Below are 21,675 nucleotides of genomic sequence, written 5' to 3'. Positions count from 1 at the left end.
CAAATGCAGCACATGACTACCGCACAAATTAGGCAACAGTTTTTAGACTTTTTTGCCAGCAAGCAACATCAAATAGTACCTTCTAGCTCGCTTATACCGGGTAACGATGCCACGTTGTTATTTAACAATGCCGGCATGGTGCAATTTAAAGATGTATTTTTAGGCGCAGAAAGCCGCCCTTATACACGTGCGACAAGCTCGCAGCGCTGTGTACGTGCTGGCGGTAAGCATAACGATTTAGAAAACGTAGGCTACACTGCTCGCCACCATACATTTTTTGAAATGTTAGGTAACTTCAGCTTTGGTGATTACTTTAAGCAAGACGCGATTAAGTTTGCATGGGAGTTTTTAACTGAGGTAGTAAGCCTACCTAAAGAAAAACTTTTAGTAACTATTTATCATGATGATGAAGAAGCATTTGGTTACTGGGCTAACGAAATTGGCTTACCAGAGGATCGTATTATTCGTATTGCGACCTCAGACAACTTTTGGTCTATGGGCGATACTGGCCCGTGTGGTCCGTGTTCTGAAATATTTTATGATCACGGCGAGCATATTTGGGGCGGTCCTCCGGGCTCTCCTGAGGAAGACGGCGACCGTTTCATCGAAATTTGGAACCTTGTATTTATGCAATACAACCGTCAAAGCGACGGTACAATGTTGCCTCTACCTAAGCAATCTGTTGATACGGGAATGGGCCTTGAGCGTATTTCTGCTATTTTGCAGGGCGTGCATTCAAACTACGAAATCGATTTATTCCAAGGCTTAATTGCTGCTGCTGCAAGTGTTACTAATGCACAAGACATGGACGATAAGTCACTACGCGTAGTGGCCGATCACATTCGTTCGTGTGCGTTTTTAATCTCAGACGGTGTTATGCCATCTAACGAAGGCCGTGGTTATGTACTGCGCCGTATTATTCGTCGTGCTGTGCGCCACGGTAACAAATTAGGTGCACAAGGTTCGTTTTTCTATAAATTAGTTGCTGCGCTAATTGAGCAAATGGGTCAAGCGTACCCTGAGCTTGCTAAGCAACAAGAAATTATCGAAAAAGTATTACGCATTGAAGAAGAACAGTTTGGTAAAACACTTGAACGTGGCTTAGCTATTTTAGAAGAAAGCCTAAGCGACCTTAAAGGCGATATTATACCGGGCGACTTAGTATTTAAACTTTACGACACGTATGGTTTTCCAGCTGATTTAACGGCCGATGTTGCGCGTGAGCGCCAGATGACTATTGATCATCAAGGCTTTGAAGAGTGTATGGCTGTACAACGTAAAACAGCGCAGCAAGCAGGTAAATTTGGTGCAGATTACAATGACCAATTAAAATCAGATAAACACACTGACTTTAAAGGTTACGACAGTACACATTACAGCGCGACCGTTATTGAAATTTTTGCCGGTGGCGAAGCTGTTCAGTTATTAGAAGATGGTCAACAAGGTATTGTAGTACTAGACCGCACACCGTTTTACGCTGAATCAGGTGGTCAAACGGGTGACACGGGTACTATTACAGTTGCTGGTGGCGAATTTAATGTTACTAATACCACTAAGCTTGGTAATGCTTTTGCTCACCACGGTACTGTACAAGGCCGTATTGGTGTTAATGACAAAGTTGACGCAACTATTGATGATACGCGCCGCGATAGCATCAAGAAAAACCACACAGCTACGCATATTTTACACGAAGCACTACGCCAACTATTAGGTGACCATGTAGGCCAAAAAGGCTCGCTTGTTCAGCCTGATCGTTTACGTTTTGACTTTTCGCATTTTGAAGCAGTTACTAAAGATGAGCTACGTGAAATTGAGCGTGTAGTTAATGACGAAATTCGTCGTAACTTTGCACTTAATACTGAGCTTATGGCTATTGATGATGCTAAAGCGAAAGGTGCTATGGCATTGTTTGGCGAAAAGTACGATGACGAAGTACGTGTAGTTACTATTGGCGAGTACTCTATTGAGCTTTGTGGTGGTACTCACGTTGAGCGCGCTGGCGATATTGGTTTATTCAAAATTGTATCTGAAAGTGGTATTGCCGCAGGTGTTCGCCGTATTGAAGCCGTAACCGGTGCAGATGCTGTAGCGTACGTTAGCGAGCAAGAGCAACAACTTAGCGATGTTGCAGCTTTAGTTAAAGGCGATAGCGCATCGGTACTTGAAAAAGTAACTGCGTTGCTTGAAAAATCTAAAGGCCTTGAAAAGCAAATTGCACAGCTTAGTGATAAGCTAGCAAGTGCAGCGGGCGCGTCTTTACTTGATTCGATTGTTGAAATTAATGGCGTTAAGCTACTTGTAGCAAACGTTGAAGGTACTGAATCTAAAGCGCTTCGCGGTATGGTTGATGACCTTAAAAACAAGATTGGCTCAGGTGTTATTGCACTGGGTGTTGCCAGTGGCGATAAAGTAAGCCTAATTGCCGGTGTAACGAAAGACTTAACAGGCAAAGTAAAAGCCGGTGAATTAGTTAATCACATGGCAGGTCAAGTTGGTGGTAAAGGTGGCGGTCGTCCAGATATGGCACAAGCCGGTGGTAGTGAGCCACAAAACCTTGCTGCTGCACTAGATAGCGTTACAGCTTGGTTAACTGAGCGTACTTAAGCCTAAGTGGCGCTTATTGTTCAAAAATTCGGTGGCACTTCGGTCGGCTCAATAGAGCGAATTGAAGCAGTCGCCGACCTTGTTGTTAAAACCAGACAACAAGGACATCAAGTGGTTGTGGTTCTCTCTGCTATGTCGGGAGAAACCAACCGCTTAATTAACCTCGCCAAACAAATTGATACTCGCCCGAGTAGCCGTGAACTAGATGTACTTATTAGCACCGGAGAGCAGGTTTCTGTATCACTGCTTGCTATGGCTATTATCAAACGTGGTCATTCAGCTGTAAGCTTATTAGCCGATCAAGTCAATATTCTAACCGACAACATGTTTGGTAAAGCTCGTATTGCTGAGGTTGCTGCTACGCGCTTAAAGCATGAGCTTGAGCATAATCGTATTGCTATTATTGCTGGCTTTCAGGGGCGTGATATTGAGGGCAATATTACAACCCTTGGCCGTGGTGGCACCGATACATCGGCTGTAGAAATAGCAGCGGCTATAAAAGCCGACGAATGCCAGATCTATACAGACGTTGATGGCGTATATACTACAGATCCTCGTGTTGAGCCTAACGCGCGCAGAATGAGCCAAGTTACTTTTGCCGAAATGCTAGAGCTGGCAAGTTTAGGGGCGAAAGTTTTGCATATTCGCTCGGTAGAAGCTGCAGGTAGACACAATGTGCCACTTAGGGTGCTTTCTAGTTTTAATCCTGATGAAGGCACATTAATAAGTTTTGAGGAGAACGATATGCCAAGCAAGGTGGTATCGGGGATTGCGTTTAATCGTGACGAATGTTTAATTAAAGTAGATGGTGTGCCAAGCGGTACGCAATATCTTTCAAAAATATTGAAACTTTTTGCTGATAATGGCATCGAAATAGATATGATTAATCAAGTTAATCATATCTTTGAAAAAATAGACTATGCTTTTACTGTGCACTCGAATGATTATCTGCAAGCACTTGAATTATTGAGCGAAGATCAAGCTCAACTCAGTGCTCAAAATATAAGCGGATTACCAACAGTCGCTAAAGTTTCTGCTGTTGGAATGGGTATGAAATCGCATTCTGGTGTAGCAAGTTTATTTTTTGATGCATTAGCGCAGGAAAATATTAATGTGGTTTTAGTCTCGACTTCTGAGATCAAAATTTCAGTTTTAATAGATGAAAAGTACCTAGAGTTGGCAGTTCGTGCATTACACAAAGCATTTTTAACAGAAAATGGATAGATTGAGAGTTTTTACTTACTTTTCAGTCTAATTTTCATTAGTATGTTTAAGCGGAATCTTATAATTTTTATTGGAACATGGGAGCAAGAGAATGCTAATACTAACTCGTAGAGTAGGTGAAACCCTAATGATTGGTGACGAAGTAACAGTTACTGTTCTAGGTGTTAAAGGAAATCAAGTTCGAATCGGTGTTAATGCACCAAAAGACGTATCAGTGCATCGTGAAGAGATTTACATGCGCATACAAGCTGAAAAGTCGAACCCTAATCCGGGCAATGCTTAATCAACACGTATACGTAGTTGAGTAATTAACTCAACTAGTCAAAAAGCCACTCACTGAGTGGCTTTTTTGTTTATAAAAACGAGTGTTTCTGGGGTTAGTATTTGTTTTGAAATGTACTGCATTCCGCTTTTATTTTTAATAATAATACCTTGCTGAGTATCTATTACTTCGCTTATGTCTTGCCAAGTTAGCTGAAAGCTTTTGTAATGATTAGCCGATTTAATGCCTTCTTCATCAAAGGTAAGTGTTACCTCTGAACCTGACGCTCTGCTGAGCATTTGTCTGGTTACCCACCAAGGTCTGCGATAGTAAAAAGCGACGCACTCTAGTACACCTAGCATGATCATAAACGATCCTAAGTAATGATCGTTTAAAACATAAATGCCAAATAAACCAAGCGCAACGAGGAGTACAAGTAAAAAGTACTTAGGTTTAGCGCGCTTACTGTAGGGGAGTGACTCATCAAAGCACTCGTAAAAGTAAGGTTTATCTAGTGTGTAGGTTGTTGTAAATGCCATATTGCCTTGCTTTAAATATCGTTTTTTTTATTTTAACAAGCTAACCGCTAAATGAGCAGCTTTATAGTCAGTGATTTTATTACAGGCACAAAAAAACGGCCCTAAGGCTAACACCGATCAGTTAAGGTATTTTTGATCGGTTGATCGATCTTTTGGTTGCTTCACAATACCCTTATCATCTTTTGATTATGAGGGTATTTTTATGCTTAGTCATTGGTTACTTGATACGGATATATTCGCCACTCCTGACTCTTTATCTACATTTCAGAAACATATCCCTCTTGAGTGGATTTCTAATGTGCTCGAGCAGACCGATAAAGCAAGTATTCGCAAACGTAAGTTACCTGCTGAGCTTGTCGTCTGGCTTATCATTGCAATGGGTCTTTTTCGCGACCGCTCTATTAGTGACGTTGTTGAGAAGTTAGATTTAACACTCACTGATACCCTGGGCGATACGGTTGCTCCAAGTGCTATTCCTCAAGCGAGACAGCGCCTGAGTAGCGACCCCCTCCAAGCCTTATTTCACCTATGTGCGGCCCATTGGACACAAGAAGAAGATGCTGATGATACGTGGTATGGACTCCGGTTATTTTCTGTCGATGGAACGCAATTTCGTGCACCTGATACACCTGCTCTTGCTGAGCACTTTCACTATATTAAGCACAGTAAAAACCGTCATACAGAATATCCTATTGTACGCCTATGCGCCTTAAGCTCCTTGCGTAGCCGGTTGATACACCACGTTGCCTTCGGGCCCAGTTATCAAGGTGAGGTGAACTACGCAAAGCAGTTATTTAGTCATGTAAGTGATAACAGTCTAACTATTTTTGACCGATGTTATCTCAGCGCTGAGCTACTGATTAATTGGCGTAAGCAACACCCACAGTCGCACTGGATGGTCCCGATTAAAAGCAACACGCAATACACCGTCATTGAATCTTACTCTGAGCATGACTTCAAAGTAGAAATGAGTGTATCTGCGCATGCCAGAAAACAAGACCCTTCGCTTCCTGAGTGCTGGCAGGCCAGACTGGTTCTTTATCCTGAGCCAATGGGGCCTGGAAAAATAAAAGGTCTGCTGTGCTCTTTGGATGATAAACAGGCTTTTGGTGCACAGGCCATTCTTGATGTCTATTTCGAGCGCTGGGAAATTGAAAATAGCTATGGAGAAATAAAACACCAGATGCTTGAGGATAGTATTCTTTTGCGTAGTCAGACTATGGATGGAGTCAATCAAGAGCTATGGGGTATATTGCTAGCCTACAATTTAATTCGAGTAGAGATAAGTCGAATAGCCAAAGAGGCTAAAGTCTCCCCGCTGAGAATTAGTTTTGTCATGGCTTTGCGGGATATACAGGATGAAATACTCTGGTGTGCCATCGCTTCGCCAGGTTCAATTCCAAAGAAATTAAGGGCAATGCGAGAACGAGTGAAACGTTATATTCTTCCAGAAAAAAGAAAACGGCCCAAAAGTAGGACCGTTCGAATTTCAAAAACTCGGTACACCATTAAGTCAAAGCATGCTTAACTGAATGGTGTTAGCCCTAAGGCCGTTTTTTAGCGATACAAGAAGAATTAACAGTTAGTTTCTTCAGCGTTTACGCCTTCTTTAACATTTTCACATGCATCTTCTACTTTGTTTTGCACGTCAGTTACTGCTTCGTCAATACGTTCGCCTGCGTCTTCTGCATGATTGTCTTCACAACCCATGATGAAGAAACTTGCGAATAGACCGATTAGTGCTGCTTTTACAGTTGTTGAATTCATAATGTAATTCCTTGTAAGTATTAATTAAATTTTAGTGTTTGTTAGTTGAATGCTTTATCTACCTGGGTGATTTACCACGTAGTGCACCTGAAACTAATGAGATCACTAAAAGTACTAAAAATATAAAAAATATAATTTTTGCTATACCAGCTGCGGCACCTGCGATGCCACCAAAACCTAACACTGCAGCGATTAAAGCAATAACTAAAAATGTAATTGTCCAGCGTAACATTGTTTTCTCCTTGGTTATCAAATTTGCTCACAATAACTAATGCCAGTTATATGCCAAAGTTTATTTTTGTTTTATATCATGTAGTTATGGTTTTTAACTGTGTTTTTAGTTATTAGTTAGTTAGTAATTTTTACGCTTTGTTATGTAAGTTATTCACACTGTTACAAGTTACCGGTAAATATTCACTAAAAATAATGTTTTTGGTAAGACCAATTAACAATTGATGTGTGTTTTTGTACTTATTATAAAATTTGGCGGTTATTTTTATTAAGTTGAATAGTTAATTAACAACTTCCATATAACTATTAGCTATAGTCGTTATTTTCTGTATGTATTGTAGGGCGCATGATTGCTGGGTTATGGCATGTAAATTTGTTGAGTGTTATGTTGTTTATAGTTTAATTGGTTTTACCAATTTACAAGATGTAGACAAAGCGACTAGTTTTGTTATTATCCAGTGAATAAATATTTAATTAAATCGATTTTTTATTTTCGATATGGGTTTCAAGGGGGAGAAAAATGGATATAGGTGCTCTACTCACAACGGCTGGTAGCTTAATGCTAACTGGTATGGTTGGGGTGTTTGTATTTCTGTCGATATTAATTGGTGCAGTAACGCTTATGTCTAATTTGGTGACGCGCTATAGCGAACCAGAGGCATCACCAGCTAAATCACCGTCTTTTAAATCTCAAGGTGTGCCTAATGAGCACATCGCTGCTATTAGTGCTGCCATTGCTCAGTACAAATCAAATAATAAATAAGGGGCACACACATGGCTAAATTAAAATTAACAGAATTGGTATTACGCGATGCGCACCAATCATTGCTCGCAACACGTATGCGCCTAGACGATATGCTACCTATTGCTAGCAAGCTAGATGATGCAGGTTATTGGTCTATTGAATCGTGGGGCGGTGCTACATTTGATTCGTGTATTCGTTATTTAGGCGAAGATCCTTGGGAGCGTATTCGTGCGCTTAAAAAAGCGATGCCTAATACTAAACAGCAAATGCTATTACGCGGTCAAAACCTATTAGGCTACCGCCATTACGCTGATGATGTAGTTGAAAAGTTTGTAGAACGCGCACATAAAAATGGCGTTGACGTATTTCGTATTTTCGATGCAATGAACGATGTACGTAACCTAGAAACAGCGATTAAAGCGGCTATAAAAGTAGGCGCGCATGCTCAAGGTACTATTTCGTACACAGTAAGTCCTGTTCATACGCTTGATATGTGGCTGACTCTTGCTAAGCAATTAGAAGATTTAGGCTGTCACTCAATTTGTATTAAAGATATGGCGGGTTTATTAAAGCCGTACGATGCTGAAAAACTAATTAAAGCACTTAAAGAAACCGTGTCGGTTCCTATTGCTATGCAGTGCCACGCTACAACTGGTTTAAGTACTGCGACTTATCAAAAAGCGATTGATGCAGGCATTGATATGCTTGATACCGCTATTTCATCTATGAGTATGACTTACGGACACACAGCAACTGAAACTATTGTATCGATAGTTGAAGGAACTGAGCGCGATACTGACCTTGATTTAAACCATCTAGAAGAAATTGCTGCTTACTTTAGAGATGTACGTAAAAAATATGCGGCATTTGAAGGTAGCTTAAAAGGGGTTGATGGTCGTATTTTACTAGCTCAAGTACCTGGTGGCATGCTTACAAACATGGAAAACCAACTTAAAGAGCAAGGCGCGGCAGATAAGCTTAATGAAGTTTTACTTGAGATCCCACGTGTACGTGAAGATCTTGGCTTTTTACCTTTAGTAACACCTACGTCGCAAATCGTAGGTACTCAAGCAGTACTTAACGTGCTAACGGGTGAGCGTTATAAAACAATTACTAAAGAAACTGCTGGCGTATTAAAAGGTGAATATGGCTTAACACCAGCACCAATGAATAAAGAGCTACAAGAGCGTGTGCTTGATGGAGCAGAGGTTATTACTTGTCGCCCTGCAGATAACATTGCACCAGAGCTTGCAACGCTTGAAGCTGAGTTATTAAAAGAAGCGCAAGAGCAAGGTTTAACACTTGCTGATGAGCAAATTGATGACGTACTAACTTATGCATTGTTTCCGCAGGTTGGTTTGAAATTTATTAAAAATCGTAATAACCCTGATGCATTTGAGCCTATTCCTACCGTTGAAGATAAGAGCAATAAGGCAGCACCAAAATCGGGATCAAATAATAGTAGCGTTAAAGCTGAGCAATACAGCGTAAAAGTAGATGGTAAAGTTTACGACGTAGTAGTGGCGCAAGGTGGTGAGCTAAAAGAGGTAACATTAAAAGACTCTGAGCACATTCCTCAATCTGCTTCAGTTGCATCAGGTGAAACCCTTAACGCACCTTTAGCCGGTAATATTTTTAAGATTAAGGTAAAAGCTGGGCAAGTTGTTAACGAAGGTGATGTAGTGATTATTATGGAAGCCATGAAAATGGAAACTGAAATACGCGCTACGCATACCGGAACAATTGCTGAAGTGTTAGTTGGTGAAGGCGATGCTGTAACTACCGGCGACGCTATGATTGCATTAGCTTAGGAGTAAATAGAGGATGGAAGGTATTTTAAACCTCTGGAATGCTACTGGCATTGCTAACTTTACAATCCCATCGTTAATTATGATTGCGGTAGGGTGTTTATTACTGTTTTTAGCGATAGCTAAAGGTTTTGAACCATTATTACTATTACCAATTGGTTTTGGTGCAATTTTAACAAATGTACCAGTGGCAGGTTTGTCAGACCCAGGTGGGCTATTGTATTACGTTTATTACGTGGGTATTGATACGGGGATTTTTCCGTTATTAATATTTATGGGAGTAGGGGCGCTGACCGACTTCAGCGCGCTTATTGCAAACCCACGTATGTTGTTATTAGGTGCGGCTGCACAGTTTGGTATTTTTGCTACATTGTTTGGCGCTATATTACTTAACTATGTGCCAGGTTTTGAGTTTACTCTACAGGACGCATCGGCTATTGCCATTATTGGTGGTGCAGATGGACCGACTGCAATATTTTTAGCGTCAAAACTGGCTCCTGATTTACTTGGTGCAATAGCGGTAGCAGCATATTCATACATGGCTCTTGTGCCAATTATTCAACCGCCAATTATGCGTGCGTTAACAACCCCAGAAGAACGTAAAATTAAGATGCCAGAGCTTCGCAAAGTATCTAAAAAGGAAAAGATTATTTTCCCTCTTATGGTGCTTAGTTTAACGGCTATGTTTTTACCGGCTGCTATACCGCTTGTAGGTATGTTTTGTTTAGGTAACTTAATGCGAGAGTCGGGTGTTGTTGATAGATTAAGTAACAGTGCTCAAAACGAAATCATCAATGTTACAACTATATTTTTAGGTTTAGCTGTAGGTTCAAAGCTTGCTGCAGATAAGTTTTTAACTGTTGAGACGATTGGTATTTTAGTGCTTGGCGCACTGGCTTTTGCAATTGGTACGGCATCTGGCGTATTTATGGCAAAAGGACTTAACCGCATATCTAAAACACCTATAAACCCATTAATTGGAGCGGCAGGTGTATCGGCTGTGCCAATGGCGGCACGAGTAGTTAATAAAGTTGGCCTTGAAAGTAACCCACATAACTTTTTACTTATGCATGCTATGGGACCCAACGTAGCGGGTGTACTTGGTAGTGCAGTTGCTGCGGGTATTTTATTAGCACTTGTTGGCTAATAATTAACGTGGTAGTTAATAAATGATTTAGCGCAGTTTACTGCGCTTTTTTTTTGTTCTTAATTTGTTCACCGCTAAATAGTTTCTTGTTCAGCGCTTTTTGTTTACAGTAACAGCTCTTCAAAATTTTAAGGATAGTTATCATGCTTCACACACCTTTAGCAAAGCACTTACCTCATGTTAGTAAACTTGTATTCGGATGCATGGGTCTGGGCGGCGGTTGGAATAAAGACGCAATCACTGATGCACATGTTAAGCAAACTCATGAATGCATAGATAACGCTATTGAAGGTGGCATTAACTTTTTTGACCATGCTGATATTTATACTTTTGGTAAAGCGGAGCAGGTTTTTGGTAAAGCATTAAGTGAGCGACCAGAGCTTAGAGAGCACATGTATATTCAATCTAAGTGTGGGATTCGTTTTGAAGATGACTTAGGGCCAAAGCGCTATGATTTTTCATCAAAGTGGATTGAGCAATCAGTTGAAGCATCCTTGAAGCGATTAAATACAGACTATTTAGACGTACTTATGCTACATCGTCCTGATCCACTCATGGAAGTTAACGAAATTGCTCGTATATTTAGTTGCTTAAAAGAAAGCGGTAAAGTGCGCAATTTTGCAGTATCGAATATGCAGCAACATCAAATGAATTTTTTACAGCATGCGCTTGATATGCCGATTGTGGCTAATCAAATTGAGGCAAGTTTACAAAAACATCAGTTTGTTGATGAGGGTGTATATGCCGGTAATAGTGACGGTAAGGATCTTAATTTTACGCCCGGTAGTATTGAGTATTGTCGCCATTTTGAAATTCAAATTCAAAGCTGGGGCAGTTTATGCCAAGGATTATACAGCGGCAGTGATTTATCAAACGCATCGCAGGCTGATATAAACACCAGTCTTTTAGTTAATAAGCTGGCTGCACTTTATAATACGTCTGCTGAGGCTATTGTTATTGCATGGTTACTGCGCCATCCCGCATCTATTCAGCCTATTATTGGAACAACTAATGCCAAGCGTATTAAAGCCTCTTGTGATGCTGTAAACGTACAACTAACTCGTGAGCATTGGTATGCACTTTATGTAAGCGCTAAAGGCCATGAGCTACCATAAGTAGGGCATTGATATGAATATATTCGTTATTTTAATTGGTTTGTTTGTCGCGCTAGCGATACTTATTCCACTGCTTGAAAAATATCAAAGTAAAATAGGGCTCAACGGTGCAACCAAATACAGCAAATATATTTGGCCATTAGTGATGGTGTCCTTAGTGATTCAGCTCATTTATGTATTAATGTATTAATGTATTAATGGTTTTTAGCGTATACAAAAAAGCCTTTGCAGGTTTAACCTGCAAAGGCTTTTTTAATGTTTATTAATAAACTTTATTTAAGTGCTAACTGTAGCTCGCGATTGCGCTCAAGTTGGGCAATAAAGTTATCTGCAATCGGTTTAAACTTAGCAAGTTCTGAGCGAGGTAGTGGCTCTGACTTAGGAAGTTTTACTGTTTTAGGATTACGGTGAACGCCATTTACTAAAAATTCATAGTGTAAATGCGCGCCAGTAACACGACCCGTAGAACCTACAGTACCAATTTGTTGGCCCTGTTTAACTTTTTGGCCCGTTTTAACTAGTTTCTTATTTAGGTGTAAGTACTTAGTTACATATTGTGTGCCATGGCTAATAAATACGTAGTTACCGTTGTACTTGCTGTAACCCGCTTTAACTACCTTACCGTTACCTGATGCAACCACCGGTGTGCCAGTGCGTGCCGCAAAGTCGATACCACGGTGCGCTCTAACTTGCCCAGTAACTGGGTGTAAGCGACGAGGATTAAAGCTCGAACTAATATATTTAAAGCTTACAGGTGCACGTAAAAATGCTTTTTTCATGCTACGCCCTTCAGGCGTATAAAAATTGCCGTCGGTATGGCGAATCGCTGCAAAGCGCTGACCTTGGTTTACAAATTCAGCGGCAATAATTTTACCGGTACCAATAAACTCGCCATCAACATAATGAGACTCGTAAATTAAGCCAAACACATCGCCTTTACGAATGTCGTTTGCAAAATCAACATCCCAACCAAATATGTCAGCAAAGTTCATTATTTGACGTTCGCTTAAACCTGCCGCTATTGCTGAAGTCCAAAAGTTGTTAGATATTTCGCCGCCAGCGGTTTTGGTTAGCGTTTCAATTTCTTTACTATCAATAGCTGTATCGTAGTTACCTTCTTCATTTAAGGTAACAAATAAAGTATCGGTTTTTGAAATCACATAGCGCAGTTGAGCCAAAGAGCCATCTTCAGCTGTCGCAAAGCTAAGTATTTCACCGGGGTGAATTTTAGTTAGCTTGCGCGTTTCTGCGTTAGTGTTAATTAGTTTATGGAGCGTTTGAGCTGAAAAACCAGCACGTTTGAAGATAATTGCTAAATTGTCGCCATTTTTAACTTTATGATCGACAAAGTCGTATTCTGGTAATTTTTCTGCTGCTTGCTCTGAATTTAACTCAGTTAATTTTTCGTTGTCATCAACTTTAACTTGTAACTCATAGCGCTTGCCTATCTCTAATGCATCTGCATTATTGTCTTTAGAAGCAGTCGCTTTTTCAGAAGGAAGAAATGCCAAGCCGGCAATAGCAGAAACTAAACCTAAAATAAGCAATTTGTGTTTTTTTGGGAGAGTGTTAACCACGTGAACCATAACGTGCCTTTTTCTGCTGTCAAGATAATAAATACATAATATTGCAGGATATACTTAATAATGTACGAATACTAGTGCTTTGTAGATTTAAACTAACCTTAAACTACGCTAAAATCAGGGTTAAGAAGCCTTTTTTAACGTCCTATCTAACTAAGACTCAATTCATTTTGTTTAGTTGCATTAATAACTTAAAAAGTTATTTTAATTAGGTAGAAATTTGTTATGTTAGCTACATATATATATTCGGTTTAAACCTATATTAAACCGTGATTACAAGTAACTAGTCCGCCCCTTCGTAGGCAGAATTTTGGAGTAACACAAAGTGGATTTACAAACCGCTCTAGCAGAGATAAAACGCGGTGCAGAAGAAATATTAATTGAAGACGAACTAGTTGAAAAACTAAAGTCGGGCAAAAAGCTAAAAATAAAAGCTGGCTTTGATCCTACAGCCCCTGATTTACATTTAGGGCACACTGTACTAATTAATAAAATGAAAACCTTTCAGGATTTAGGTCATGAGGTTATTTTCTTAATTGGTGACTTTACTGGCATGATTGGTGACCCAACAGGTAAAAACGTAACGCGTAAACCACTTACTCGCGAAGACGTACTAGCCAATGCCGAAACATATAAAGAACAAGTATTCAAAATTCTAGATCCTGCTAAAACCACTGTTGCATTTAACTCTACTTGGATGGAAAAGTTAGGCGCTGCAGGTATGATAAAACTTGCTGCTAACCAAACAGTAGCGCGCATGCTTGAACGAGACGACTTTAAAAAGCGTTACGGCAGCGGTCAACCAATTGCAATTCATGAGTTTTTATATCCACTGGTACAAGGTTGGGATTCGGTTGCACTAGAGTCAGATGTTGAACTAGGTGGTACTGATCAGCGCTTTAACTTGCTAATGGGTCGTGAGCTACAAAAAGTTGAAGGCCAAAAGCCGCAAACAGTATTAATGATGCCATTACTTGAAGGTACTGACGGCGTTCAAAAAATGTCTAAGTCGCTTGGTAACTACATTGGTATTACTGATGCGCCAAACGATATGTTTGGTAAAATAATGTCAATTAGTGATGTGCTAATGTGGCGTTATTACGATTTATTAAGCGCGCTTTCTATTGAAGAAATTGCAGCTCAAAAAGAACGTGTTGAGCAAGGTACTAACCCGCGCGATATTAAAATAGAACTAGCTAAAGAGTTAATTGCTCGTTTTCATAGTGAAGCTGATGCACAAGGTGCACATGATGATTTTATTCAGCGTTTTCAGAAAAAAGCGTTACCAGATGAAATCCCAGAGCTGACAATCACTATTGCAGAAGATACTATTTTAATTGCTAACTTGCTTAAAGAAGCAAATTTAGTAGTAAGTACATCAGAAGCAATGCGTATGATTAAGCAAGGTGCAGTTAAACTTAACGGTGAAGATAAAATCACTGACACCAAACTTGAAATAGCAAAAGGCACAACGGCTATTTACCAAGTAGGTAAACGTAAGTTTGCAAACATCACTGTAGCTTAAATACTGTTTGAAAACTAAAAAACCAGCCTAGGCTGGTTTTTTTGTGCTCGTATTTTGGGGTCTGTAAATAGTTACGAGGTAGTCACTAAATAGTCACTAAATCACTTTTAATATTTCAATACTTACAATTACTAACAACCAAAATACCCGCGCCTGATTTAATCTGTTAATTATTACAGGTACATCCTCGGGTGTAGGTAGTCTATCAGTACCTATACGCATTTTATTAAAGCGAGTACCTAAATAAACTGCAGGCCCGCCCAGCTGCACGCCAAGTGATGCAGAGCATGTGCTTAGTAGCCAACCTGTATTTGTTTGATAAAAATGTCTGCCATAATGCTTTATGTAATGCATGCTTTGTTTGCTCGCTCTACTTGCTGCAATAGTTAAAGCGAGTAAGCGCATTGGAATATACTCAATAATAAACAACAGAGTTTTAAGCGGTTTTAAAAAGTAGCTATTTGGGGGGATATCACTACGCCATGCTTCTTGTATTAAAGTAAGTAATCGATAGGCGAGGGCCGCAATAGGGCCAAAGGCTAAAAATATAAATATAACTACGAAATAGTATCGAGCAGTGCGCAGTATTAAGCTTTCAATTAATGCTTTGATAATACCAGGAGATGAAAGCCTATTAACTTCACGGGCAAGCAGTGGTTTTAGTAATTCGCGTGCTGTCGATTTTTGATTTTGTTTAGTTAGCTTTGCAATGCGAAGTGCTTTTTTATCAATACTCTTACTTTCTAAGCATAAGTATAAAATAAGGCCAGCGAGTAATTCAGGATAAAAAGCAAACTCGAGTAGTAGCACTACAATAATGAGAATGACACTTAAAATGAGCGTGCTTGCGAGTATAGCTGCCAAATATTGATAGCTTTTAGGTTCTTTGCTTTTGTATATGCGCTTGCCAATAGCACTAAAAACAGCATTTAACGCTGTATTAGGATGATACCAGCTAATAAGGGGAATAAAGCGCTCAGCAAGGAGCGCTAGTATGAAGGCAATAAAGTCCAAGTGATTTTGAACAATATTGCTAAGCATTTACAGAGACACTGCAGTTAGCTTTTCTAAAAGTGCGACAACCATTTTAGATGAGTTGATTGATGCTGTTTCTAGGTATTCTTCAAATGATTGTGGTGACTCTTTACCTGCAATATCAGACATTGAGCGAATTACAACAAATGGTGTGTTAAGCGTAAAACACGTTTGTGCAATTGAAGCGCCTTCCATTTCAACGGCAAGCATTGTAGGAAAATCACTGCGTGCTTTATCGATACGCACAGGGTCACACATAAATGTGTCACCAGTACAAATTAAGCCAACAAGTGTTTTAACATCACTGATTTGTTCGATTGTTTGTTGTGCAGCTTCAACTAATTTAGGGTGAGCTGTAAAGCTTGCTGGCATTTGTGGTACTTGGCCAATTTCGTAGCCAAAAGCAGTAACATCTACATCGTGATGACGTACTTCTGACGAAATTACTACGTCGCCAACACTTAGAGAAGGATCGAATCCACCGGCAGAGCCTGTGTTAATTACGCAATCAGGTTTGAAGTTATCAATCAGTAAGGTAGTTGCAATTGTTGATGCTACTTTACCAATACCAGATTGAACAAGTGTTACTGTGTTACCAGCCAATTCACCAGTATAAAAAGTGAAACCTGCTTTAGTTAAAATTTGTGGGTTTTGCATCGCTTCACGTAAAATTTTAACTTCTGGCTCCATTGCGCCAATAATACCAACATTCATAATGTTTAATTCCTGAGTTTGAATCACTTGATTATACGTGAAGTTAGCAATAAAAAACAAAAAAGCGAGCTTGTTTATGAGCTCGCTTTAAATACTTTTTAGGAGAGTATTTAATTTGGTTTTTAAATTTCAGCTAAAGCAGTTGTTTGTGCTTTGGCTTGAGAAGGTGAAAGTACCGCTGGCTTATGTGAGCGATTACGAACAGGGCGCTGCGTTTGTGTTGCTGCAGGCTTACCAAGTTTAAACATAATTGCATCGCGTACTTCAGAAGGACGGTAGCCCGATTTAACTTTCATACGAATATGTGGAATGCCCGCAGACTCTAGTGCACCGTTTACAAACCAGTCGCGTTGAGCTTTGTGGCCATCTTTATTGGCATTGTTAACTAGGTCAACGGCCGCAACAATAGTTAGTTTTTCTTTATCGATTAATACAAAGTCGAGTTGCTTATTTTTAGCTTTAGCTAAAGCAGCACGTTTAGATTTAATAGAAAGACCTTGCTTACAGTCAATAACGTCAATTAGCTTAACGCGACTAACAATTTTATATTGATCGCCTACAGCACGCTCGAGAAGATTTAAAAAAGCGCCTTCAACCTGCGTAAAAACAGTTTGCTTGCGGGTAAAAGGATACGGGTTTCCGCCATCGTCATTAAATTTTGACGCAACAACAGAAGCCCCGACAACTAATACTAGAATTAATAATAAAGCGAATTCCATACGGTAACTCCATAACAACAAATTGACACTGCTCAAATAAAGCAATTTACGTGCCTAAAAAGTATGAGTTATAAAATAATTACCAACTGTTTATAAAAGCTAAAACTATGTAGCTATTAAGCTTTGTATCCACCTTCAATACCTTTAACCGCAATAGCTACAGCATCGTGTGCATGGAGTGATTCATAATGGTTTATTTGCAGCCAGTAATCGCTATAATTATCTGTTTCTAATAAAGCTTTAATTTTACGCGCTGCATCTTCACAAAACATAAGATTTTGACCATTTAAACGGGCAAATTCTTGCTCGTCTTCGCGTTTTACTGCCGCTTGTACAGGCGTTTTAAGTTCAGCTTCGAGGGTATTTATTAGAGTCACTACGTCAAATTCTTGAATATTGCTATCAAGCTTTACTTTTACGTTGGCAATAGAGCGCTGCGAGTGAGGTGTAGCAACTATGCCTTGTGTAGTGCCTAGCCATTCGTGCACATCTTTTTGGCTTAAGGTTTCTTGGTTAAACTTTTCGTTAAACGCGTTTTGTATAAGCTGGCGTGCAAGTGCTGCAGAGCAAGGGCACGTTGAAGAATAGGTAACATCTACAGTTAGCTCGTAGCTAATAATGTTATTTTCAATTGTACTGGTAAGTACAACTGGGTAGCTTTTCCAGCCCGCTTTACCACTTAATAGTGATTTACGGCGTAGCGGTAATTCAAATTTAAATTCAATTTGTGCTTTATTGCTCAGCCCTTCGTGGCTAGTTATAAAGGTATCGAGTGCTTGCGCTATTGTTTGCGGGTTGACTTGCTGCTCAGTTGAAAGCAGGTCAAGTGCTAAAAATAGACGTGACATATGAATGCCTTTGGCATCTTCTTTATGCAAATTTACAAATGCACAAGCTTTGGCATTTACTGTAACTGGAGATAAGTCTCGTGACTCAAAAATAAATGGCAGTTCGATTTCGCCCATGCCAACCCAGTCTAATTTACCTGTTTGTAAAGCGGGTGCAGTGTCTGCTATATCTGGCATATTGGTTTGCATGTGCGCTACTCGTATTTTGGAGATAATAAAGCGGGGCATTTTACACTAAATAATTTATTGCTGAAATGATGAGTTTAATAGATGAGCGAAATCAAACATGAAAAATTCTGTTTTTATCGCACAACATGGGTAGTGGTAGGAGAAAAATGCTAAAATCTGGGAAAATGGTATGTTTATACATGCGCATTGCCTTCTTTATATTTAAGCACACAGCTAAGAGATAAAATTACGTATGACCGATTATTCTTTGAGCCCTTGGGCTCGGGTACTTTCCAGCTCAATAACGCGATTTGGTGAATTTAAAACCGCAGCTATTTGTTACACTTTATTTTTAACTGTATCTCTTATTTTATCGAGCATGTTTTATTATGTTGCGATAGGCGAATTACACCTTGTTGATATTTTGGCTGTGGTATTTTTTACGGCTGTAGTTTCTCCTTTAATTATAAGTGTATTACTTAATTCAATTCGTCAATTAGATGCCTCGTATGCTTATTTAGATAGCGCAACCAAGCAGGAGAAGCTCTTAAACCAAACCCTAAAAGACAACATTAGTCGTTTAAATATTGAAATTGATGAGCGTAAAATGGCATTTCATGCCAAGCATCGCGCTATTGAAGAGCTGCGCCGAGAAATTGCTGAGCGTAAAAAAACACAACAAGAACTTGCCCAACAAAGTATGTTGCAACGCTCAATCGTTGATTCATCTCCCGATCTATTTTATTACCGCGATAACAACGGTGTATTTGCCGGCTGTAATAAAATGTTTGAAGAGGTAATGGGAAAATCAAGTAGTGAGTTAATAGGGAAAACGGTTGAGCAGATATTCCCGAGTCATTTTTTAGCTGAAGTTTTGGCAACCGATAAAGAAGTAGAGCAAAGCCATAAAGCGCTGACTATCGATGTGGGTTATGAAGTAAATGGTGAAACACGTTGGTTTGAGCTGCGTAAATTACCTTTTATAAATGATGACGGTGACTACATTGGTTTACTGGGTTTTGGGCGTGATATCACTAGCCGTAAAGAAGCAGCACAAGCGCTCGAAACTGCCTATAAAGACAAAGGTAAGTTTATTGCTACGCTGAGCCATGAACTACGTACTCCTTTAAATGGCATTGTTGGTTTAACGCGTATGTTATTAGACACAGAGCTTAATAAGCAGCAGCGAAGTTGGGGCAATACTATTTTTTCGAGTGCTGAAACACTCGGTAATATTTTTAACGATATTATAGATTTAGATAAAATAGATAGAGATCAGCTCGATATAGCAACCAATTCTATTAATGTGTCAGACTTTATAAACGATGTAGTTAATTTTGCAGGCTTAATAGCAGAGCAAAAAGAGCTTGAGTTTGATATTAAGCGCAATGGCATACTTGATGTTTACGCGCAGCTCGATCCGACTCGATTACGCCAAGTTGTTTGGAACTTAATTAACAACGCCGTTAAGTTTACTCAGCAAGGCAAAGTAACACTCGAATGCAGCAGAGAAAATCGCGTAGAAGGCCCATGGTTAGTTATTAAGGTACTGGATACCGGTCAAGGTATTCCACCAGAGCAACTTGCCCATATATTTGATATGTATTACAAAGCGCCGGATTTAAAAGGCACTAACGCAATAGGTTCAGGTATTGGTTTAGCTGTAACTAAGGCACTTGTAAGTGCAATGAAAGGGATAATTACGGTAAATAGTACTGAAGGCGAAGGAAGTTGTTTTACAGTGCAAATACCGCTTAGTTTATGTGTTGCACCAACAGAGCAAAGTTATGTTGGCCGTGGTTTGTATATTCTACTAGTAGAAGATGTGCCTCTTAACGCCGAAATTGCTACAAACCTATTAGAGCAACGCGGCCATGAAGTGTTATGGGCTGAAACCGGTGAAGATGCACTCTCGTTTGTCGAAACCGAAGATGACTTAGATTTAGTATTACTTGATATGCAATTGCCAGATATAAACGGTGACGTGGTTGCTAAGCAAATACGTTCAGATAGCCACTTCGATAAATTACCTATTGTTGCTCTAACTGCCAATGTACGCAGTGCTGAAAAAGAGCTTGAAGGTATATCAATACAAGGTGCGTTGGCTAAACCAATTAACACTGTGAAGCTTGATAAAATGCTAGCTGACCTGTTTGGCATTAAGCAAAGCGAATGCACAGAGCCACAGCTAAAAGTAAGTGAAGAAGCGCTAGAGGGCATTGATGCACACTTATTAGATATTGAAACAATAGAAGACTTTGTTAATTCGATGGGCTTGGTTGTATTTAGACGCAGTAGTCAGTTATTCGAAAAGCTAAGTCCACAATATCAGCAAGAATTACTTACTTCATTAAATGCCGGCGATAGGGACGAGTATGAATCAGTAGCGCATAAACTCAAAGGTGCGGCTGGCTCGGTAGGTTTAAATGATGTGCAGCTTCATGCCAAAATAATGGAGCATGGTGCAATTGATGAATCTGATGAAGTATTAAAGCAGTGGTTAGATGTTTTAGCAGATAAAATAAATGAAGGACAAAAAGCCCTTCATTTATTTTTACAACAATTAGAGTAAAACTAATTAGCTCTAATTAAGCGTCAATTTTACCAATGAAACGGTAACCTTCACCATGGATGGTGCTGATTAACTCTGACGTTGAGTTATCACTCTCAAAATGCTTACGAATGCGACGAATAGTAACATCAACAGTACGGTCATTTGCACGAAGCTCACGGCCTGTCATGTGCTTGATTAATTGCTCACGACTAAAGATACGACCTGGAGAATCAAGCATTAAACGAAGTGCTCTGTACTCACCTTTTGGTAAACGTTTAGCGTCGCCATTTGGAGAAGTAAGACAGCGGCTATTTTCATCAAGTTCCCAACCGTTAAACGTAATAACACCATTTGTTTCTAGTGCTGACTCTTCACCGCCTAAAGCAGTACGAGTAATAAGGTTGCGAGCTCTAATAGTTAATTCACGCGGGTTGAATGGCTTAGTAACGTAGTCATCTGCGCCAATTTCAAGACCTAAAATACGGTCAACATCGTTGTCACGACCCGTTAGGAATATAAGACCTACTTTACGCTTTTGGCGTAATTCACGGGCTAAAATAAGACCGTTTTTACCAGGAAGGTTGATATCCATAACTACAAGATTAACGTCATCGTTATTTGTAAGCTTGTCATGCATATCATCGCCATCAATGGCTTCAATAACTTTGTACCCTTCAGCTTCAAATAAACTAACTAGGTTCAGTCGAGTTACGTCTTCATCTTCTACGATTAGAATGACTGGCGTTTGCATTATTAATTAACCTTTTGGAATATTTTATTTATAAAAAACCGGTGATGAACTTATAACCGATTACTAGAGATTATAGGATTATACCCATTTGTTAACAAGGAAAAAACAAATTGGATAAAAATAAAACAGCAGGGTGTCCAAAGTCTACTAAAAAGGGCAGTGCAAAAACTACTGTTTAATTGATATATACGTAGATGTAGTCATTTGAATCATAAAGTCGAAGCCATTTTCCTTTAATAATTGATACATCATTCAATCAAACAAGGTATTTAAAATAATCAGACTAATTCAAAGCAAAACTATATCACTTTCTAACTTTTCATCAATATATGTGAT

Annotated in this window: 20 protein-coding genes; 11 read left to right on the top strand and 9 right to left on the bottom strand. The window is 39.5% G+C overall.

The genetic code is table 11. From position 1 onward, the window contains the following. Nucleotides 1-3: 3 nt before the first annotated feature. The 3 genes from alaS to csrA all read left to right on the top strand — a co-directional run bounded on the left by alaS (nt 4) and on the right by csrA (nt 4,111). A complete protein-coding gene (alaS, locus tag PARC_RS14655) occupies nt 4-2,604 on the top strand; it encodes an alanine--tRNA ligase (protein WP_033012885.1) in 2,601 nt (866 codons plus the stop codon). 6 nt (nt 2,605-2,610) lie between these two features. After that, nucleotides 2,611-3,828, top strand: a complete 1,218-nt coding sequence (locus PARC_RS14650) for an aspartate kinase (protein ID WP_007583808.1) — start codon at nt 2,611-2,613, stop codon at nt 3,826-3,828. Nucleotides 3,829-3,919: 91 nt separating this feature from the next. Then, nucleotides 3,920-4,111 (top strand): carbon storage regulator CsrA, encoded by a 192-nt coding sequence (gene csrA / locus PARC_RS14645; protein WP_004587515.1) that lies wholly within the window; start codon nt 3,920-3,922, stop codon nt 4,109-4,111. A gap of 50 nt (nt 4,112-4,161) precedes the next feature. On the opposite strand, the gene PARC_RS14640 is transcribed toward csrA, so the two are convergent. Then, nucleotides 4,162-4,629 (bottom strand): YcxB family protein, encoded by a 468-nt coding sequence (locus PARC_RS14640; RefSeq protein WP_010555487.1) that lies wholly within the window; start codon nt 4,627-4,629, stop codon nt 4,162-4,164. Between the two features lie 202 nt (nt 4,630-4,831). On the opposite strand from PARC_RS14640, the gene PARC_RS14635 reads away from it, so the two are divergent. Next, nucleotides 4,832-6,157, top strand: a complete 1,326-nt coding sequence (locus tag PARC_RS14635) for an IS4 family transposase (protein ID WP_096058061.1) — start codon at nt 4,832-4,834, stop codon at nt 6,155-6,157. A gap of 47 nt (nt 6,158-6,204) precedes the next feature. On the opposite strand, the gene PARC_RS14630 is transcribed toward PARC_RS14635, so the two are convergent. Next, nucleotides 6,205-6,396, bottom strand: coding sequence for a hypothetical protein (locus PARC_RS14630; RefSeq protein ID WP_007378921.1), 192 nt, complete (start codon nt 6,394-6,396; stop codon nt 6,205-6,207). A 58-nt stretch (nt 6,397-6,454) separates the two neighbouring features. Next, the gene (locus PARC_RS14625) at nt 6,455-6,628 is read right to left on the bottom strand and encodes a DUF1328 domain-containing protein (RefSeq protein ID WP_002961939.1); all 174 of its coding nucleotides are present in this window, start codon (nt 6,626-6,628) and stop codon (nt 6,455-6,457) included. 519 nt (nt 6,629-7,147) lie between these two features. Here PARC_RS14625 and PARC_RS14620 point away from each other — a divergent pair. From PARC_RS14620 to PARC_RS21650, 5 genes are all read left to right on the top strand, one after another. Further along, entirely contained in the window at nt 7,148-7,390 is a 243-nt protein-coding gene (locus tag PARC_RS14620) for an OadG family protein (RefSeq protein ID WP_007583814.1), read from the top strand. 11 nt (nt 7,391-7,401) lie between these two features. After that, the gene (oadA, locus tag PARC_RS14615; protein WP_007583817.1) at nt 7,402-9,183 is read left to right on the top strand and encodes a sodium-extruding oxaloacetate decarboxylase subunit alpha; all 1,782 of its coding nucleotides are present in this window, start codon (nt 7,402-7,404) and stop codon (nt 9,181-9,183) included. Nucleotides 9,184-9,196: 13 nt separating this feature from the next. After that, nucleotides 9,197-10,327 (top strand): sodium ion-translocating decarboxylase subunit beta, encoded by a 1,131-nt coding sequence (locus PARC_RS14610; RefSeq protein WP_002961942.1) that lies wholly within the window; start codon nt 9,197-9,199, stop codon nt 10,325-10,327. Nucleotides 10,328-10,470: 143 nt separating this feature from the next. Then, nucleotides 10,471-11,442 carry an aldo/keto reductase gene (locus PARC_RS14605; protein WP_010554912.1) on the top strand — a complete coding sequence of 324 codons (972 nt, stop codon included), beginning with the start codon at nt 10,471-10,473 and terminating at the stop codon, nt 11,440-11,442. A 13-nt stretch (nt 11,443-11,455) separates the two neighbouring features. Continuing rightward, nucleotides 11,456-11,632 carry a hypothetical protein gene (locus PARC_RS21650; RefSeq protein ID WP_007583822.1) on the top strand — a complete coding sequence of 59 codons (177 nt, stop codon included), beginning with the start codon at nt 11,456-11,458 and terminating at the stop codon, nt 11,630-11,632. 82 nt (nt 11,633-11,714) lie between these two features. Here PARC_RS21650 and PARC_RS14600 read toward each other — a convergent pair whose 3' ends face one another. Continuing rightward, complete coding sequence (locus PARC_RS14600) at nt 11,715-13,028, bottom strand: peptidoglycan DD-metalloendopeptidase family protein (protein WP_007585425.1); 1,314 nt, start codon at nt 13,026-13,028, stop codon at nt 11,715-11,717. A 322-nt stretch (nt 13,029-13,350) separates the two neighbouring features. Between PARC_RS14600 and tyrS the strand changes: the two genes are divergently transcribed. Continuing rightward, nucleotides 13,351-14,550, top strand: coding sequence for a tyrosine--tRNA ligase (gene tyrS / locus PARC_RS14595; protein ID WP_007585427.1), 1,200 nt, complete (start codon nt 13,351-13,353; stop codon nt 14,548-14,550). A gap of 96 nt (nt 14,551-14,646) precedes the next feature. Here tyrS and PARC_RS14590 read toward each other — a convergent pair whose 3' ends face one another. From PARC_RS14590 to folE2, 4 genes are all read right to left on the bottom strand, one after another. Beyond that, complete coding sequence (locus PARC_RS14590; protein ID WP_010554911.1) at nt 14,647-15,591, bottom strand: cobalamin biosynthesis protein CobD/CbiB; 945 nt, start codon at nt 15,589-15,591, stop codon at nt 14,647-14,649. Further along, nucleotides 15,592-16,299 (bottom strand): 5'-methylthioadenosine/S-adenosylhomocysteine nucleosidase, encoded by a 708-nt coding sequence (mtnN, locus tag PARC_RS14585; RefSeq protein WP_010554910.1) that lies wholly within the window; start codon nt 16,297-16,299, stop codon nt 15,592-15,594. It lies immediately after the preceding gene. A 122-nt stretch (nt 16,300-16,421) separates the two neighbouring features. Next, complete coding sequence (locus PARC_RS14580) at nt 16,422-17,018, bottom strand: DUF2726 domain-containing protein (RefSeq protein ID WP_007582968.1); 597 nt, start codon at nt 17,016-17,018, stop codon at nt 16,422-16,424. Nucleotides 17,019-17,134: 116 nt separating this feature from the next. After that, nucleotides 17,135-18,055: a GTP cyclohydrolase FolE2 gene (gene folE2 / locus PARC_RS14575; protein ID WP_010554909.1), complete on the bottom strand. Its 921-nt coding sequence runs from the start codon at nt 18,053-18,055 to the stop codon at nt 17,135-17,137. Nucleotides 18,056-18,287: 232 nt separating this feature from the next. On the opposite strand from folE2, the gene arcB reads away from it, so the two are divergent. Continuing rightward, on the top strand, nt 18,288-20,606 hold the full coding sequence (gene arcB / locus PARC_RS14570; protein ID WP_010554908.1) for an aerobic respiration two-component sensor histidine kinase ArcB: 2,319 nt from the start codon (nt 18,288-18,290) through the stop codon (nt 20,604-20,606). Nucleotides 20,607-20,622: 16 nt separating this feature from the next. On the opposite strand, the gene arcA is transcribed toward arcB, so the two are convergent. Next, nucleotides 20,623-21,339 (bottom strand): two-component system response regulator ArcA, encoded by a 717-nt coding sequence (arcA, locus tag PARC_RS14565; RefSeq protein ID WP_002962549.1) that lies wholly within the window; start codon nt 21,337-21,339, stop codon nt 20,623-20,625. Nucleotides 21,340-21,675 lie beyond the last annotated feature (336 nt).

The sequence above is a fragment of the Pseudoalteromonas arctica A 37-1-2 genome, assembly GCF_000238395.3.
Taxonomy (GTDB): domain Bacteria; phylum Pseudomonadota; class Gammaproteobacteria; order Enterobacterales; family Alteromonadaceae; genus Pseudoalteromonas; species Pseudoalteromonas arctica.
Note: the sequence above shows the minus strand (reverse complement) of the source record. Positions and strands in the feature narration are given on the sequence as shown.

Coding starts and splice junctions, on each gene's coding strand:
- PARC_RS14640 (WP_010555487.1), bottom strand. CDS start 4,629: ATGGCATTTACAACAACCTACACACTAGATAAACCTTACTTTTACGAG.
- PARC_RS14610 (WP_002961942.1), top strand. CDS start 9,197: ATGGAAGGTATTTTAAACCTCTGGAATGCTACTGGCATTGCTAACTTT.
- mtnN (WP_010554910.1), bottom strand. CDS start 16,299: ATGAATGTTGGTATTATTGGCGCAATGGAGCCAGAAGTTAAAATTTTA.
- PARC_RS14600 (WP_007585425.1), bottom strand. CDS start 13,028: ATGGTTCACGTGGTTAACACTCTCCCAAAAAAACACAAATTGCTTATT.
- PARC_RS14625 (WP_002961939.1), bottom strand. CDS start 6,628: ATGTTACGCTGGACAATTACATTTTTAGTTATTGCTTTAATCGCTGCA.
- alaS (WP_033012885.1), top strand. CDS start 4: ATGCAGCACATGACTACCGCACAAATTAGGCAACAGTTTTTAGACTTT.
- PARC_RS14605 (WP_010554912.1), top strand. CDS start 10,471: ATGCTTCACACACCTTTAGCAAAGCACTTACCTCATGTTAGTAAACTT.
- folE2 (WP_010554909.1), bottom strand. CDS start 18,055: ATGCAAACCAATATGCCAGATATAGCAGACACTGCACCCGCTTTACAA.
- arcA (WP_002962549.1), bottom strand. CDS start 21,339: ATGCAAACGCCAGTCATTCTAATCGTAGAAGATGAAGACGTAACTCGA.
- oadA (WP_007583817.1), top strand. CDS start 7,402: ATGGCTAAATTAAAATTAACAGAATTGGTATTACGCGATGCGCACCAA.
- PARC_RS14590 (WP_010554911.1), bottom strand. CDS start 15,591: ATGCTTAGCAATATTGTTCAAAATCACTTGGACTTTATTGCCTTCATA.
- PARC_RS14635 (WP_096058061.1), top strand. CDS start 4,832: ATGCTTAGTCATTGGTTACTTGATACGGATATATTCGCCACTCCTGAC.
- PARC_RS14580 (WP_007582968.1), bottom strand. CDS start 17,018: ATGGAATTCGCTTTATTATTAATTCTAGTATTAGTTGTCGGGGCTTCT.
- arcB (WP_010554908.1), top strand. CDS start 18,288: ATGACCGATTATTCTTTGAGCCCTTGGGCTCGGGTACTTTCCAGCTCA.
- PARC_RS21650 (WP_007583822.1), top strand. CDS start 11,456: ATGAATATATTCGTTATTTTAATTGGTTTGTTTGTCGCGCTAGCGATA.
- PARC_RS14630 (WP_007378921.1), bottom strand. CDS start 6,396: ATGAATTCAACAACTGTAAAAGCAGCACTAATCGGTCTATTCGCAAGT.
- PARC_RS14620 (WP_007583814.1), top strand. CDS start 7,148: ATGGATATAGGTGCTCTACTCACAACGGCTGGTAGCTTAATGCTAACT.
- csrA (WP_004587515.1), top strand. CDS start 3,920: ATGCTAATACTAACTCGTAGAGTAGGTGAAACCCTAATGATTGGTGAC.